General features: G+C 72.4%; 11 protein-coding genes, 1 other RNA gene and 1 pseudogene. 12 read left to right on the top strand and 1 reads right to left on the bottom strand.

The features are described from left to right. The 3 genes and pseudogenes from ABZ641_RS06010 to prfB form a co-directional block, all read left to right on the top strand. Window positions 1-287: pseudogene (locus tag ABZ641_RS06010) on the top strand (serine/threonine protein kinase); the annotation flags it as partial. Window positions 288-449: 162 nt separating this feature from the next. After that, the gene (locus ABZ641_RS06005) at window positions 450-1,709 is read left to right on the top strand and encodes a protein kinase (protein WP_359979497.1); all 1,260 of its coding nucleotides are present in this window, start codon (window positions 450-452) and stop codon (window positions 1,707-1,709) included. A gap of 34 nt (window positions 1,710-1,743) precedes the next feature. Then, window positions 1,744-2,853, top strand: coding sequence for a peptide chain release factor 2 (prfB, locus tag ABZ641_RS06000; RefSeq protein ID WP_344623411.1), 1,110 nt, complete (start codon window positions 1,744-1,746; stop codon window positions 2,851-2,853). Window positions 2,854-3,003: 150 nt separating this feature from the next. Here the strand turns inward: prfB and ABZ641_RS05995 are convergent, their stop codons facing one another. Next, complete coding sequence (locus ABZ641_RS05995) at window positions 3,004-3,198, bottom strand: hypothetical protein (RefSeq protein ID WP_263105151.1); 195 nt, start codon at window positions 3,196-3,198, stop codon at window positions 3,004-3,006. A gap of 337 nt (window positions 3,199-3,535) precedes the next feature. Between ABZ641_RS05995 and ftsE the strand changes: the two genes are divergently transcribed. The 9 genes from ftsE to ABZ641_RS05950 all read left to right on the top strand — a co-directional run bounded on the left by ftsE (window position 3,536) and on the right by ABZ641_RS05950 (window position 14,997). Continuing rightward, window positions 3,536-4,225: a cell division ATP-binding protein FtsE gene (gene ftsE, locus ABZ641_RS05990; protein WP_344623412.1), complete on the top strand. Its 690-nt coding sequence runs from the start codon at window positions 3,536-3,538 to the stop codon at window positions 4,223-4,225. A gap of 59 nt (window positions 4,226-4,284) precedes the next feature. Continuing rightward, the gene (gene ftsX, locus ABZ641_RS05985) at window positions 4,285-5,196 is read left to right on the top strand and encodes a permease-like cell division protein FtsX (protein ID WP_344623413.1); all 912 of its coding nucleotides are present in this window, start codon (window positions 4,285-4,287) and stop codon (window positions 5,194-5,196) included. Window positions 5,197-5,306: 110 nt separating this feature from the next. Then, complete coding sequence (locus ABZ641_RS05980; RefSeq protein WP_359979492.1) at window positions 5,307-6,422, top strand: S41 family peptidase; 1,116 nt, start codon at window positions 5,307-5,309, stop codon at window positions 6,420-6,422. A gap of 150 nt (window positions 6,423-6,572) precedes the next feature. Further along, window positions 6,573-7,055 (top strand): SsrA-binding protein SmpB, encoded by a 483-nt coding sequence (gene smpB / locus ABZ641_RS05975; RefSeq protein ID WP_263105154.1) that lies wholly within the window; start codon window positions 6,573-6,575, stop codon window positions 7,053-7,055. Between the two features lie 146 nt (window positions 7,056-7,201). Continuing rightward, window positions 7,202-7,579: a transfer-messenger RNA gene (gene ssrA / locus ABZ641_RS05970) on the top strand. Window positions 7,580-7,777: 198 nt separating this feature from the next. After that, complete coding sequence (locus ABZ641_RS05965) at window positions 7,778-9,145, top strand: nitrate/nitrite transporter (RefSeq protein ID WP_344623415.1); 1,368 nt, start codon at window positions 7,778-7,780, stop codon at window positions 9,143-9,145. A 213-nt stretch (window positions 9,146-9,358) separates the two neighbouring features. Beyond that, window positions 9,359-10,546: a uroporphyrinogen-III synthase gene (locus ABZ641_RS05960; RefSeq protein ID WP_344623416.1), complete on the top strand. Its 1,188-nt coding sequence runs from the start codon at window positions 9,359-9,361 to the stop codon at window positions 10,544-10,546. Between the two features lie 286 nt (window positions 10,547-10,832). Continuing rightward, window positions 10,833-13,121, top strand: a complete 2,289-nt coding sequence (locus tag ABZ641_RS05955) for a UvrD-helicase domain-containing protein (protein ID WP_344623417.1) — start codon at window positions 10,833-10,835, stop codon at window positions 13,119-13,121. A 400-nt stretch (window positions 13,122-13,521) separates the two neighbouring features. Then, window positions 13,522-14,997, top strand: coding sequence for an NAD-dependent malic enzyme (locus tag ABZ641_RS05950; RefSeq protein ID WP_344623418.1), 1,476 nt, complete (start codon window positions 13,522-13,524; stop codon window positions 14,995-14,997). The last annotated feature ends 200 nt before the right edge of the window (window positions 14,998-15,197 follow it).

Genomic DNA, 15,197 nt, shown 5'->3' with positions numbered 1-15,197 from the left:
CGGCCCCGCAGCGCCGGCAGGAGCCCGCCCCGCAGCGGCGCCCCGAGCCGGCCCCGGCGCCCCGCCGCGAGCCGGCCCCGCGCCGGGAGCCGCGGCCGCGCAGCCGCAACCGGATGTACATCCCGGGCCTCGGCTGCCTCAAGGGCTGCCTGATGGTGCTGCTGATCCTGGCGATCGCCGCGGTGGCGCTGTGGAACTTCACCGACCTGCCGGTGTACTGGGAGAACGTCAAGAGCTGGTTCGCCAGCGCGAGCGACTGGATCAGCGGGTTGAACGGCGGTCGGTGAGCAGCCGACGGTCCGTCAGGGCGGTGATTTTGGCACTTTGTCGACAATTCACGAACTTTCCGTGAAACGACCGTCCCCGACGGCCCTCCGGCGCCCCCCGGAGGGCCGCCGGGCGCGTAGGTTGGTCGTCGAGCACCGACCTACCGAGCCCACGGAGCAGCATTGGCACGCAAGATCGGCAGCCGCTACACCGTCCACCAGGTGATCGGCCGGGGTTCCGCCGGCACCGTCTGGCTCGGCGAGGGCCCGGACGGCCCGGTGGCCGTCAAGTTGCTGCGCGAGGACCTGGCCTCCGACCAGGTCCTGGTCGGCCGCTTCGTCCAGGAGCGCGCCGCCCTCACCAGCCTCGACCACCCCCGGGTGGTCGGCGTGCACGACATGGTCGTGGACGGCAGCGACCTCGCCCTGGTCATGGACCTCGTCCAGGGCACCGACCTGCGCACCCGGCTGGAGCGCGAGGGCGTGCTCCCCCCGCTCGCCGCCGCCTCGGTGATCGCCGACGTCGCCGACGGCCTGGCCGCCGCGCACGCCGCCGGCATCGTCCACCGCGACGTCAAGCCCGAGAACGTGCTGCTCGACCTCGCCGCCCCGCCCGGACCCGGCGGCGCCCCCCGGGCCAAGCTCACCGACTTCGGCATCGCCCGCCTCGTCGACGCCCCCCGCCGTACCCGGGCCACCCGGATCATCGGTACCCCCGACTACCTCGCCCCCGAGATCATCGAGGGCCTGGAACCGCGCGCCGCCGTCGACATCTACGCCCTCGCCACCGTGCTCTACGAGCTGCTGGCCGGCTTCACGCCCTTCGGCGGCGGCCACACCGGCGCCGTGCTGCGCCGCCACGTCACCGAGAGCGTCCCGCCCGTCCCCGGCATGCCGGACGGCCTGTGGCGGATCATCTCCGAGTGCCTGGCCAAGGCCCCCGCCTCCCGGCTGCGCGCCGCCGAGCTGGCCTCCCGGCTGCGCGAGCAGCTGCCGGTCCTCGCCGGGCTGCCGCCGCTCGCCGTCCCCGCCCAGCGCGGCCCGGTCGAGGACGTGCCGACCCCCGGCGAGGCGGTGTACGCCGAGGTCGACGCCGGGACGGGCACCCACCGCCGCCGGCGCGGCCCGGCCGTGCCGCTCGTCCCCGCCCCCTCGCCGGACTCCACCCGCGACACCCACACCAGCCTGCGCCGGCCCTCCCCGCAGGAGCTCGCCTCCTACGCCGCCGAGTCCCGCGCGCAGCGCTCCGCGGCCCCGGTCACCAGCCACCGGCGCCGCCGGCTGGTGCGCCGCCGCCGGATGCTCGCCGTGCTGATCGCCACCGTGCTGCTGCTGGCCGGCGCGGCCGCCGCGTACAGCGCCTTCGCCGCCGAACCGCCCGCCGCCGGGCCCGCCCACGCCGCCGCGGGAGGGCCCGCGGCGGCCCTCGGACCCCCGGTGTAGCCGAACGGTCTCCGCGAACCATTACGCTTGAGGCGTGGCAGCCGTCGATCCTTCCGAAGAGCTCAAGAACCTCGAGACGACCATGGGGTCGATCGAGGCCGTCCTCGACCTGGACAAGATCCGGGCCGACATCGCGACCCTGGAGGAGGATGCAGCCGCCCCGACCCTCTGGGACGACGTCGCCAACGCGCAGAAGGTCACCAGCCGGCTCTCGTTCCTCCAGGGCGAACTGCGCAAGTTCGAGACCCTGCGCGGCCGGGTCGACGACCTGGGCGTCCTGTTCGAGCTGGCCGAGGCCGAGGACGACGCGGACACCCGCGTCGAGGCCGAGGTCGAGCTGGAGTCGGTCAAGAAGGCCGTCGAGGAGCTCGAGGTCCGCACCCTCCTGTCGGGCGAGTACGACGCCCGCGAGGCCCTGGTCAACATCCGTGCCGAGGCGGGCGGCGTCGACGCCGCCGACTTCGCCGAGCAGCTGATGCGCATGTACCTGCGCTGGGCCGAGCGGCACGGCTACCCGACCGAGGTCTACGACACCTCGTACGCCGAAGAGGCCGGCATCAAGTCCGCGACCTTCACCGTCAAGGCGCCGTACGCCTACGGCACCCTCTCCGTCGAGCAGGGCACCCACCGCCTGGTGCGCATCTCCCCGTTCGACAACCAGGGCCGCCGGCAGACCTCCTTCGCCGGCGTCGAGGTCCTCCCGGTCGTCGAGCAGTCCGACCACGTCGACATCGACGAGGGCGACCTGCGCATCGACGTGTACCGCGCCTCCGGCCCCGGCGGCCAGGGCGTCAACACCACCGACTCCGCGGTGCGCATCACCCACCTGCCGACCGGCATCGTGGTCTCCTGCCAGAACGAGCGCTCGCAGATCCAGAACAAGGCCTCGGCGATGAACGTCCTCCAGGCCAAGCTGCTGGAGCGGCGCCGCCAGGAGGAGAAGGCCGCGATGGACGCCCTCAAGGACAGCGGCAGCTCCTGGGGCAACCAGATGCGTTCCTACGTCCTGCACCCGTACCAGATGGTCAAGGACCTGCGCACCGAGCACGAGGTCGGCAACCCGCAGGCCGTCCTGGACGGCGACATCGACGGCTTCATCGAGGCCGGCATCCGCTGGCGCAAGCAGCGGGAGACCGCCAGCTGATCGGGTGCGGACGCCGGGCGAGGTGAGCGTTCGGCACGGCATCGAGGCCGGCATCCGCCGGCGCAGGCAGCGGGAGACCGCCGGCTGATCCCAGATCTACGACGAAGGCCCCCGGAGCTCGGCTCCGGGGGCCTTCGGGCGTTCCTGGTCTCAGGCCAGCGCCTGCCGGGCGATGAGGGCCACCGCGAACAGTGCCGCGATCAGGGCCAGCAGGGTCGCCGGGGTCAGTGCGGCGAACGGGCCCTGCTGCTCCTGCATGCGGGCCCGGTTGGCGCGGCACACCGGGCACCGGCCCTCGCTCACGCGGCCGTTGCAGTTGGCGCACACCAGATGGTCGCAGGTCATGCGATCTCCTCCTTGCTGTCACTGCAAACGCACCGGACGGGCCGATGGTTCCGTCCGTCTCTCCACTGTGCCAGGTTCGCGGGCGCTCGGCCCCCGCAGAGGGGGCGTTCTCCGGTGTGATTGTGAGATAGCGCGCACAAATCCCACCTTCCAATTCCGGACAGACGGGAACAATCCCCGACGAATCATCGGTCGGTACCCGACCCGGGACTGCGGGTCGGGCCGTGGTTCGCGTATGGTCCCAGACCTGGAGCGGTCGGGGAGGATGCCGCTTCGACCGCCGCTCCCGGTCCGGGGCGCGGACGGGCCCACCTAGGATGGCCTCCGTGATGCAGCCGTGATCAGATTCGACAACGTCTCCAAGACCTATCCCAAGCAGAACCGTCCTGCCCTGGACAACGTCTCGCTGGAGATCGAGAAGGGCGAGTTCGTCTTCCTGGTCGGCTCGTCCGGCTCGGGGAAGTCGACCTTCCTCCGGCTCTGCCTGCGCGAGGAGCGCCCCAGCACCGGGGCCGTGCACGTGATGGGCAAGGACCTCGGCAAGCTGTCCAACTGGAAGGTGCCGCACATGCGCCGCCAGCTGGGCACGATCTTCCAGGACTTCCGCCTGCTGCCGAACAAGACGGTCGCGCAGAACGTCGGCTTCGCCCTGGAGGTCATCGGCAAGCCGCGCAGCGCCATCGCCAAGGTGGTGCCCGAGGTGCTCGACCTGGTCGGCCTCGGCGGCAAGGAGGACCGCATGCCCGGCGAGCTCTCCGGTGGTGAGCAGCAGCGCGTGGCGATCGCCCGGGCCTTCGTCAACCGCCCGATGCTGCTGATCGCGGACGAGCCCACGGGAAACCTCGACCCGCAGAACTCGGTCGGCATCATGAAGCTCCTCGACCGGATCAACCGCACCGGCACCACGGTGCTGATGGCCACGCACGACCAGGCCATCGTCGACCAGATGCGCAAGCGCGTGATCGAACTCGACAAGGGGCTGCTGGTCCGCGACCAGGCCCGCGGCGTGTACGGCTACCAGAACTAGCCGCCACCCGTCGTCACGCCTGACCGCCCAGCCTGCACCGACCCTGGATTGAGAGAAGCATGCGTATCCGGTTCGTCCTCTCGGAGATCGGCATCGGCCTCCGCCGCAACCTGACGATGACCATCGCGGTCATCGTCAGTGTCGCGCTGTCCCTCGCCCTTGCCGGTGGCAGCCTCCTGGTCCGCGACCAGGTCAACTCGATGAAGGGCTACTGGTACGACAAGGTCGAGGTCAGCATCTCGTTCTGCACCAAGTTCGACATGGCGGCCTCGGCGCAGTGCGCCAGCGGTGCGGCCACCGACGACCAGGTGACCGCGGTCAAGGCGCAGCTCGACAAGATGACCCCGCTGGTGCAGAAGGCCACCCTGGAGACCGCCCCCGAGGCGTACAAGCACTGGAAGGAGTCGAACCCGGACAACCCGCTGCTCGCGGCGGTCGGTCCGGAGGCGATGCCGCAGTCGTGGCGGGTCAAGCTCAGCGACCCGACCAAGTACGACGTCATCCAGAGCGCCTTCGCCGGCAAGCCCGGCGTGAAGTCGGTGGACGACCAGCGCCGGATCCTGGAGAACCTCTTCGGCCTGCTGAACGGTCTGCAGACCGCCGCCTTCGTCATCATGGTGCTGATGCTCTTCGTGGCGCTGCTGCTGATCGTCAACACCGTCCGGGTGTCGGCCTTCAGCCGACGGCGCGAGACCGGCATCATGCGCCTCGTCGGTGCCTCGAACTTCTACGTGCAGATGCCGTTCATCGCGGAGGCCGCGTTCTCCGCCCTGCTCGGCGCGGTGATGGCCTCCGGCCTGCTGCTGCTCGGCCACTTCTTCGTCCAGCACTGGCTGGCGAAGCGGGTGCTGTTCATCCAGTTCATCGGCTTGTCCTCGGTCCTGACGGTGATTCCGCTGCTGGTCGTGGTCGGCATGGCGATGGCCGGCATCGCGGCCTTCTTCACCCTGCGCAAGTACCTCAAGGTCTGACCTGCGAGGTCCCGGGCGGCCCCGGACGGCATTGCGCCGTCCGGGGCCGCCCTCGTCGTACCCGGGCGTTCCGTCGCCCCGGCGGGGCCGTGCCGCCTAGACTCCGTCGCATGCCGGGAAGCCACCGTCGGGTACGCCAGGGAGCCGCGCTCACCCTGGTGTTCGGCGTCGTCCTGATGGCGGGTGCCGCGAGCGGCGCCTGGGGCGAGCCGCTGACGGTGCCGCTGCCGCCCTCGATGGACGCCGCCGCACGGCTCGCCGCCGGACGGGACGTCACCGGAGCCGACCTCAGCCCGCAGCAGGCCGAGGCCCTGGTCGACGCGAGCGGCGACCGCTGGGCCGCCTACCTGAGCCCGGACCAGTACGCGGACCTGGTCCGCGGCCGCTACCTCGGCGTGGGGCTCTCGGTGGACCGCAGCAGGGACGGCTCGACCGCCGTCTCCGCCGTGCAGCCCGGCGGCCCGGCCGCCCGGGCCGGCATCGCGGCCGGGGACCGGCTGGTCGCGGTCGACGGCGCCCGGGCCGACGGCCTGCCGGTGACGGAGGTGGTGGCCCGGCTGCGCGGCAGCGCCGGTGCCCCGACCGACCGCACGGTGGCGCTCACCGTCTCGCGCGGCGCGGCCGCCCCGCGCGAGGTCGTGCTGGGGCGGGCCTTACTGGCCGCCCAGGAGGTCGGTGTCGAGCGGCTGCCCGACGGCGTGACGCGGATCACCGTGCGGGCCTTCACCAGCGGCGTGGCCGAACAGGTCCGGATCGCGGCCCAGGGGGCCCGGGCGGTCGTGCTGGACCTGCGCGGCAGCTCCGGCGGCCTGGTCGACGAGGCGGTCGGCACCGCCTCGGTCTTCCTGGACGGCGGGCCGGTCGCCTCCTACGAGTCCCGCGGGGTGCGGCGCGAGCTGACGGCCGCCTCCGGCGGGGACACCGCCACCCCGCTGGTGGTGCTGGTGGACGGCGGGACGATGAGCGCCGCCGAACTGCTCGCCGGCGCCCTGCAGGACCGCTGCCGGGCCGTCCTGGTGGGCGCCAGAACCTTCGGCAAGGGCACCGTGCAGCAGCCCAGCCGGCTGGCGGACGGCGGCGTGGTGGAGCTCACCGTGGGCCGCTACTACACCCCCGAGGGCCGCTCGCCCGACGGCACCGGCCTGCAGCCCGACGTCTCGGCCGCCCCGGAGGGCGCCGCCGACCTCGCCCTGCACGTCCTCGCGGGCCTGGGCGCGCGCCGCTGATCCGCCGGGCCGCCACGGCCCCGCAGCGGCGCGCCTCGGCCCGCACCGGCCCCGCATCGGACCTCCGGCGGCCCGCCGGCCCGGCACGCCCGCCACCCGCGCGCAAAAGGACTGCCCCCGACGTCGCCGAGGTGCGAGAATGTCGGCGCTATGGCAAAGGAAAAGGGCAACAAGGTCATCGCGCAGAACAAGCGGGCGCGGCACGAGTACACCATCCTCGACACCTACGAGTGCGGCATGGTGCTGACCGGTACCGAGGTGAAGTCCCTCCGCGAGGGCCGGGCGAACATCGTCGACGGGTACGCCTACATCCAGGGGCACGAGGCCTGGGTCGACAACCTGTTCATCCCGGAGTACACCCAGGGCACCTGGACGAACCACTCGGCGAAGCGCAAGCGCAAGCTCCTGCTGCACAAGCTGGAGATCCGCAAGCTGGAGTCGAAGGTGAAGGAGACGGGCCACACGCTCGTCCCGCTCTCCCTGTACTTCAAGGACGGCCGGGTCAAGCTGGAGATCGCCCTGGCGGTCGGCAAGAAGCTGTACGACAAGCGCCAGACGCTGCGCGAGCAGCAGGACCGGCGTGAGTCGGACCGCGCGATCGCCGCGGCCCGCCGCAAGCAGCGCGCGGTCTGACCCCGGCCCGGCCTCCGGCCCGGCCCGTCGGAGGGGCCCGCCCCGCCGCCCGGTAATGCGCTGGACCCTCCGGGGGCCGACCGCGTACCATGGCAATCGCACCGCCGGAGGGCCCCGCCCACCGGAGCTGTTTGTCAAATCAACATGGGGATGATCGGTTTCGACGGTGGTAGTCGAAACAGGAGAAGCGAGCCGAGGAACGCGGCAATGATCTCGTTAACCACGTGTCGCAAAAAAATAATCGCCAACACCAAGCGCGATACCCCGCAGTTCGCTCTCGCTGCCTGATCAGCGAGCGAATAGGGTGTCAGACCGGGGAGTTCCCGACCCGGACCCTGGCATAATCTAGGGAACTCAACCAACCGCCCCGGCTACGGGGGCGGGAGGGAAGCCAAACAGTAGCTGGGCCCGTCGGCGGCTTGTCCGCGTGACTGCCGGGGCCGAGAAAAGCACAGCGGACTGCGCTCGGAGAAGTCCTGAATCCACTCCATCGGACCCGGGTTCGATTCCCGGCATCTCCACCATCCCATGTGCACCCAGGCCGTCCTCCACTCCCGGAGGGCGGCCTTCGTGTGTCTCCGGACCCTCACACCGGCGGCCGGCGGCGGGTGAGAGGACGGTTCCGCAGGCTTCACAGACCACAACGATCCCGAAACCATGGGCTCCTAGCGTCATCGATGACAGCACGGGCAGGGCAGGCACCGGCACGCAAGGGGAGACCGATGAGCGACACAGCCCAGCGCAGAACAGGCGGCCGCTGGATCCAGGAATGGCGGCCCGAGGACACCGAATTCTGGGAGCGCACCGGCCGCAAGGTCGCCAACCGGAACCTGATCTTCTCGGTGTTCTCCGAGCACATCGGCTTCTCGATCTGGAGCCTGTGGTCCGTCATGGTCCTCTTCATGGGCAAGGGCTACGGCATCGACCCGGCCGGCAAATTCTTCCTGGTGGCCATGCCCACCCTGGTCGGCTCCTTCGTCCGGATCCCCTACACCTTCGCCGTCGCCCGGTTCGGCGGCCGGAACTGGACGATCGTCTCCGCGCTGCTGCTCCTCGTCCCGAGCATCGCCGCGGCGTACGTGATGCACCCCGGCACCTCCTACACCACCTTCATGGTGGTCGCGGCCCTCACCGGTGTCGGCGGCGGCAACTTCGCCTCCTCCATGACCAACATCAACGCCTTCTTCCCGCTCCGGAAGAAGGGCTGGGCGCTCGGTCTCAACGCGGGCGGCGGCAACATCGGCGTCCCCGTCATCCAGCTGGTCGCGCTCGCCGTGATCACCTGGGCCGGCGCCACCTCGCCCCGCCTGGTGCTCGGCATCTACATCCCGCTGATCGCCGTCGCGGCGCTCTGCTCGGCCCTGTTCATGGACAACCTGGCCCAGCTCAGCAACGACACCGGCACCTTCAAGGCCATCCTCAAGGAGAGGCACACCTGGCTGATGTCGGTGCTCTACATCGGCACCTTCGGCTCCTTCATCGGCTTCTCCTTCGCCTTCGGCCTCGTCCTGCAGAACCAGTTCGGCCGGACCCCGCTGCAGGCCGCCCAGCTCACCTTCATCGGCCCGCTGCTCGGCTCGGTCATCCGCCCGGTCGGCGGCTGGCTGGCCGACCGCTGGGGCGGCTCCCGGATCACCTTCTGGAACTTCGTCGCGATGGCCGCCGCCGCCTCGGTGGTGACCTACGCCTCCTCGATCAAGTCGCTGCCGGTCTTCCTCGTCGGCTTCATCGCGCTCTTCGTCTTCGCCGGCATCGGCAACGGCTCCACCTACAAGATGATCCCCGGCATCTTCGAGGCCAAGGCCCAGGACCGGATCGCCGCCGGCGACACCCCCGCGGACGCGGCCGCCTGGTCCCGCCGGATGTCCGGCGCCGCGATCGGCGTGATCGGCGCGGTCGGCGCCCTCGGCGGCCTGTTCATCAACCTCGCCTTCCGCCAGTCCTTCCTCACCACCAAGAGCGGTACCCCCGCCTTCGTCTCCTTCCTCGCCGCCTACGCCGTCTGCTTCGCCCTCACCTGGGCGGTCTACCTGCGCCGCCCGGCCGCCGCCCCCACCGGCGCCCAGGCCCCGGCACTCGCCCGGGTCTGATCGCCACCGAGGGCCGGTCCGCACCCGCGGACCGGCCCTCACCTGCGAAACAAGCCGGAAATCGGACCGACCCGGCGGTGACACCCCGGCACGGGACGATGACGGTCCACCCACCCACCCGCCGCCCGCCACGGCCCTGCAGGGACCGCAGCGAGCGGCACGCCCTCGAGGCACGCCGACGGCCCCGGGGCGCTCCACGAAGGACGTCAGCCCATGGCCGACCGCACCGCCGTCGCGACCGCCGCCCTCGTACCGTCGCAGGACACCGCCCCGCCGCTGGCCGGCTACACCATCGGCATCACCGCCGCCCGCCGCGCCGACGAGCTCGCCGCCCTCCTCCAGCGCCGCGGTGCCACCGTGCTGCGCGCACCCGCCCTGCGGATCGTCCCGCTCGCGGACGACACCGAACTCCTCGCCGCCACCCGCGCCCTGATCGCCGACCCGCCGGACATCGCCGTCGCCACCACCGGCATCGGCTTCCGCGGCTGGATCGAGGCCGCCGAGGGCTGGGACCTGTTCGACGACCTCGTCGGCAGTCTCGCCAAGGCCGAGATGCTGGCCCGCGGCCCGAAGGCCAAGGGCGCCATCCGCGCCGCCGGACTGCGCGAAGCCTGGTCCGCCGAGTCGGAGTCCTCCGTCGAGGTGCTCGAACGGCTCCTCGACCAGGGCGTCGACGGCCGCCGGATCGCCGTCCAGCTGCACGGCGCCCCGCTGCGCGACTTCGTCGACTCGCTCACGACCGCCGGCGCCGAGGTCGTCGAGGTCCCCGTCTACCGCTGGCTGCCGCCGCTCGACCTCGGACCCGTCGACCGGCTCCTCGACGCCACCTGCAGCGGCTCCCTCGACGCCGTCACCTTCACCTCCGCCCCCGCCGCCCTCGGCCTCCTCGACCGCGCCGCCGAACGCGGCCAGACCGCCGAGCTGCTGCACGCGCTGCGGCGCGACGTCCTGCCGGTCTGCGTCGGACCGGTCACCGCCGCCCCGCTCGAAGAACTCGACATCGCCACCGTCTGGCCCGAACGGATGCGGCTCGGGGCCATGGTGCAGACCCTCACCGCCCGGCTCCCCGACCGGGCCCGCCGGCTCGCCGTCGCCGGACACACCCTCGAACTGCGCGGCCAGGCCGCCCTCGTCGACGGCGACCTGCGGCCGGTGCCGCCCGCCGGAATGGCCCTGCTGCGGACGCTCGCGAGGCGGCCGGGGTGGGTGGTGCCGCGGAGCGAACTGCTGCGGGCGCTGCCGGGCAGCGGCGACGACGAGCACGCGGTGGAGACGGCGATGGCGCGGCTGCGGGCCGCCCTCGGCACGCCCCGCCTGATCGCCACCGTCGTCAAACGCGGCTACCGCCTCGCCGTCGACCCCGTCCCGGCCCCGGACACCAAGTACGGCGACGAGGACTAGCTCGGGGGCAAGCCTGCCGATCGGGGGAGTCGAGATCAGGGGCGCGGGGAACCGCGCAGTGTGGGAGCGGGTCACCGTACGGATCAGGGGCGGGCCCTGTTCCGTCGGGATGCCCGGCCCCGGACTGCGCAGTTCCCCGCGCCCCTGTTTTGGCTCGCTTCGGTCCGTGCAGGTTCCCCGCGTCCCCGTCGTGGTGCACCTGGGTGGTCCCGGCGACCTGGCGGGGGCGGCAAGGAGTAGGATCTTCCGTCCGCCGCTCCCGCCCGCGCCGTACCCCCCGAGGCCCATGCACACCACACCAGAGACCACCGACTCCGTCCGCGACCGCGAGATCGCCGAGGAGCAGAGCCACCTCGACACCGTCTACCGGCGTCTGGAGGAGAAGCTCGCCGAGGCCGAGTACATCCTCGAGGACGCCGCCAAACGCGTGCAGGTCGGCACCCCCGGCGCGCTCGCCGAGCGCGACGCCCAGGTCTACCGGGCCGGTGCGCACCTGCAGCGGCTGAACAGCGAGTTCGAGGACTTCCTGTTCGGCCGGATCGACCTCCAGCAGGCGGACGCGCCCGAGGAGCACGGCATCCCCTCGCAGACCCCGATGGACCCGGCCGACCCGGCCGTCGCGGAGACCCTGCACGTCGGCCGCCTCGGCGTGCTCGACGCCGAGTACGGCCCGCTGGTGATCGACTGGCGGGCGCCGGCCGCGGCGCCGTTCTACCGGTCGACCCCGCTGGAGCCGGGCCGGGTGATCCGCCGCCGGGTGATCCGTTCCCGCGGCCGCAAGGTGATCGGCGTCGAGGACGACCTGCTGCGCCCCGACCTGACCCCCACCCTGGACGGCCGGGAGCTGGCGGTGGTCGGCGACGGCGCACTGATGGCCTCGCTGGGCCGGGCCCGCAGCCACACCATGCGCGACATCGTCTCCTCGATCCAGAAGGAGCAGGACGAGGTCATCCGGGCGGCAGCGGCCGGCGCCACCCTGGTGACGGGCGGTCCGGGCACCGGCAAGACCGCGGTCGCCCTGCACCGGGCCGCGTTCCTGCTCTACCAGGACCGCCGCCGGTACGCGGGCGGCATCCTGGTGGTCAGCCCCACCCCGCTGCTGGTCTCGTACACCGAGGGCGTGCTGCCCTCGCTGGGCGAGGAGGGGCAGGTGGCGATCCGGGCGGTCGGCAGCCTGGTCGACGGCATCGAGGCGGAGCGCTACGACACCCCGGAGACGGCCCGGATCAAGGGGTCGGGCCGGATGGTCCAGCTGCTGCGCCGGGCGGCCCGGGCGGCCCTGGAGCTGAATGCGCCGACCGAGCTGCGGGTCTTCGCCCGCGGTGAGTCGCTGCGGCTGGACGCCGGCCGGCTGAAGGCGCTGCGCGCGACCGTCGTCGGCGGTGGCGGCACCCCGCTGAACCTGCTGCGCCCGAGGGCCCGCCGGCTGCTGCTGGACGCCCTGTGGCAGGACCTCACCCGGCACCTGCCGAAGCCGACCACCCACTCGGAGCGGGAGCAGCGCCAGGACGAGCGGGAGGCCTTCGACGAGTACGTCTCGGACGAGTCGGCGTTCCTGGACTTCCTGGACGCCTGGTGGGCGCCGGTGACCCCGCGCCGGGTGCTGGCGACCCTGCGCCACCCGCGGCACACCAACCGGATCGCCCGGCGTGCGGTGACCCCGGAGGAGGCCCGGCTGCTGGCCGCTTCCTGGCGGCACCTGGACGCCCGCGGCGGGGGCGCCCTGTCGGCGCACGACGTGGCGCTGGTGGACGAGCTGCAGGTGCTGCTCGGCGAGCCGGCCCGGCCGAAGGTGCGCGAGGTGGACGCCGTCGACATGCTGTCCGGGCTGGACGAGCTCACCACGTACGCGGAGCGCTCCTACGGCCGGCGCGAGCGCGTCCCGGTGGAGCGCACCGAGTACGCGCACGTGATCGTGGACGAGGCGCAGGACCTCACCCCGATGCAGTGGCGGATGATCGGCCGCCGGGCGCGGATGGCGACCTGGACGATCGTCGGCGACCCGGCGCAGTCCTCCTGGCCGTTCCCGCAGGAGGCGCAGTCCGCGATGGACGAGGTGCTCGCCGGCAAGCCGCGCCGCCGTCACACGCTGACCGTGAACTACCGGAACCCCGCCGAGATCGCCGAGGTGGCGGCGAAGGTGCTGGCGCTGGCGGCGCCGGGCACGCCCTCGCCGAGCGCGGTGCGGTCGACGGGCGTCGTGCCGCGGTTCGCGGCCGTCCGGGAGGCCGGGGCGGAGGCCTTCGGCCGGGCCGCCCGGGTCGAGCTGGAGCGGCTGCTGGGCGAGGTGGACGGCACCGTGGCGGTGGTCGTGCCGATGGACCGCCGGGCGGAGGCGGCCGGCTGGGCGGAGGGCCTGGGCGACCGCGTGGTGGCGCTGGGCAGCCTGGAGGCCAAGGGGCTGGAGTACGACGCGACGGTGGTCGCCGACCCGACCGGCATCGCGGGGGAGTCGGAGGCGGGCCTGCGGGTGCTGTACGTGGCGCTCACCCGGGCCACCCAGCGGCTCACGGTGCTCTCCGGCCCGGACGACCTGCCGGACGCGGACGGCGTGCCCGCCCTGCTGCACGGCTGACGCGGGCGCCGGCCGGGCCGCCCGCACGGCCGGCGCACCGCCGTACGGCGGTGTGCCGGCGCCGCGGTACGACGAAGGCCCCCACCCGGAGGTGGGGGCCTTCTCACGTCAATGACACCGACCCGCCATGCTCGCCTCGCGGCAAGTGGTCGCTCGAAGCGACGAAGGTTGGGCCCGGGGGCTTGGATCGAGCCGGTGTCCCGTCCAATGTAACGCATCGGCTCGGGACGCCAAGGCCGCGGCGGGAGATTTTCGGCGGAGCACACGACCGGCCCAGTGCGGCGGCCCGTGCCGTTTGTGGGTTCTGCACACTCAATGAACTTTATTTCTGGCTACCGACCGGTAAGTGCGACGATCGAGACCGGAAAGACCCTCAAGAGCGGACGGAAGAAGGACGTCGATGGCGACGGTGCCCAGTGTCTCCAACTCGATCACGGTGCGGCTGGAGGTCCCGGCCCGGGGCAACGCCGTCAGCGCGATCACCACGGCCGTCGAGTCCTCCGGGGGTTCGGTCACCGGTCTCGACGTCACCGCCTCCGGCCTGGAGTCGCTGCGCATCGACGTGACCGTCGCCGCGTCGTCGGTGGCCCACGGCGAGGAGATCGTCGAGAAGCTGCGGACGATCGACGGCGTCAGCATCGGCAAGGTCTCGGACCGCACCTTCCTGATGCACCTCGGCGGCAAGATCGAGATGTCCTCGAAGCTGCCGATCCGCAACCGCGACGACCTCTCGATGATCTACACCCCGGGCGTCGCCCGGGTCTGCATGGCGATCGCCGAGAACCCCGAGGACGCCCGCCGCCTCACCATCAAGCGCAACAGCGTCGCGGTGGTCACCGACGGCTCCGCGGTGCTGGGCCTGGGCAACATCGGCCCGAAGGCCGCGCTGCCGGTCATGGAGGGCAAGGCGGCCCTCTTCAAGCGCTTCGCGGGCATCGACGCCTGGCCGATCTGCCTGGACACCCAGGACGCCGACGAGATCGTCGCGATCGTGAAGGCGATCGCCCCCGGCTTCGCCGGCATCAACCTGGAGGACATCTCCGCGCCGCGCTGCTTCGAGATCGAGGCCCGGCTGCGCGAGGCCCTGGACATCCCGGTCTTCCACGACGACCAGCACGGCACCGCCATCGTCGTCCTCGCGGCGCTGACCAACGCGCTCAAGGTGGTCGGCAAGGACATCGCCGACATCCGGGTGGTGATGTCGGGTGCCGGCGCCGCGGGCACCGCGATCCTCAAGCTGCTGCTGGCCGCCGGCGTGGAGCACGCCACCGTGGCCGACGTGCACGGCGTCGTCCACAGCGGCCGCGAGGACCTCAACGACAGCCTGCGCTGGATCGCCGAGCACACCAACCGCTCCGGCCGCACCGGCAGCCTCAAGGAGGCGGTGGCCGGCGCCGACGTGTTCATCGGCGTCTCGGCCCCGAACGTGCTGGACGGCGACGACCTGGCCACCATGGCGGAGGACGCGGTCGTCTTCGCGCTGGCCAACCCGGACCCGGAGGTCGACCCGGCGGTGGCCCGGCAGACCGCCGCGGTGGTCGCCACCGGCCGCAGCGACTTCCCGAACCAGATCAACAACGTGCTGGTCTTCCCGGGCGTCTTCCGCGGCCTGCTGGACGCGCAGAGCCGGACGGTCGACACCGCGATGATGATCGCCGCGGCCCGGGCGCTGGCCACCACGGTCGCGGACGACCAGCTCAACGCCAACTACATCATCCCGAGCGTCTTCCACCCGGACGTCGCGAAGACCGTGGCGGCGGCCGTGCGCGAGGTCGCGCTGGCCTCGCGGGAGGGCCAGGAGCCCGTTCCGGTGCGCCCGACCGCGGGCATCGTGGGCACCCTCGACACCTCCTCCTTCCCGGTCGTCGGCATCTGACCGGAGTGTCGTTCTTGATCGCTCAGGTGTGCGAACGACGCGCCGGGCGCCGGATCGGCCCTTCCCCTTGCGACACAAGGGGAAGGGGCGTGTTTGGGCTTGTCGGTGCCAGGGCGTACGGTAGCCCTGCACGGGGGTGGCGTGTCCGACAAGTACGGAACGTCCCTCCCGGCTTTCCGGCGTGTCGTCCCGACCGCCGC

This window comes from Kitasatospora sp. NPDC007106, assembly GCF_040634455.1.
GTDB classification, from domain to species: domain Bacteria; phylum Actinomycetota; class Actinomycetes; order Streptomycetales; family Streptomycetaceae; genus Kitasatospora; species Kitasatospora arboriphila.
The sequence above is the reverse complement of the archived record's forward strand: the minus strand, read 5'-3'. Positions and strand labels throughout refer to the sequence as shown.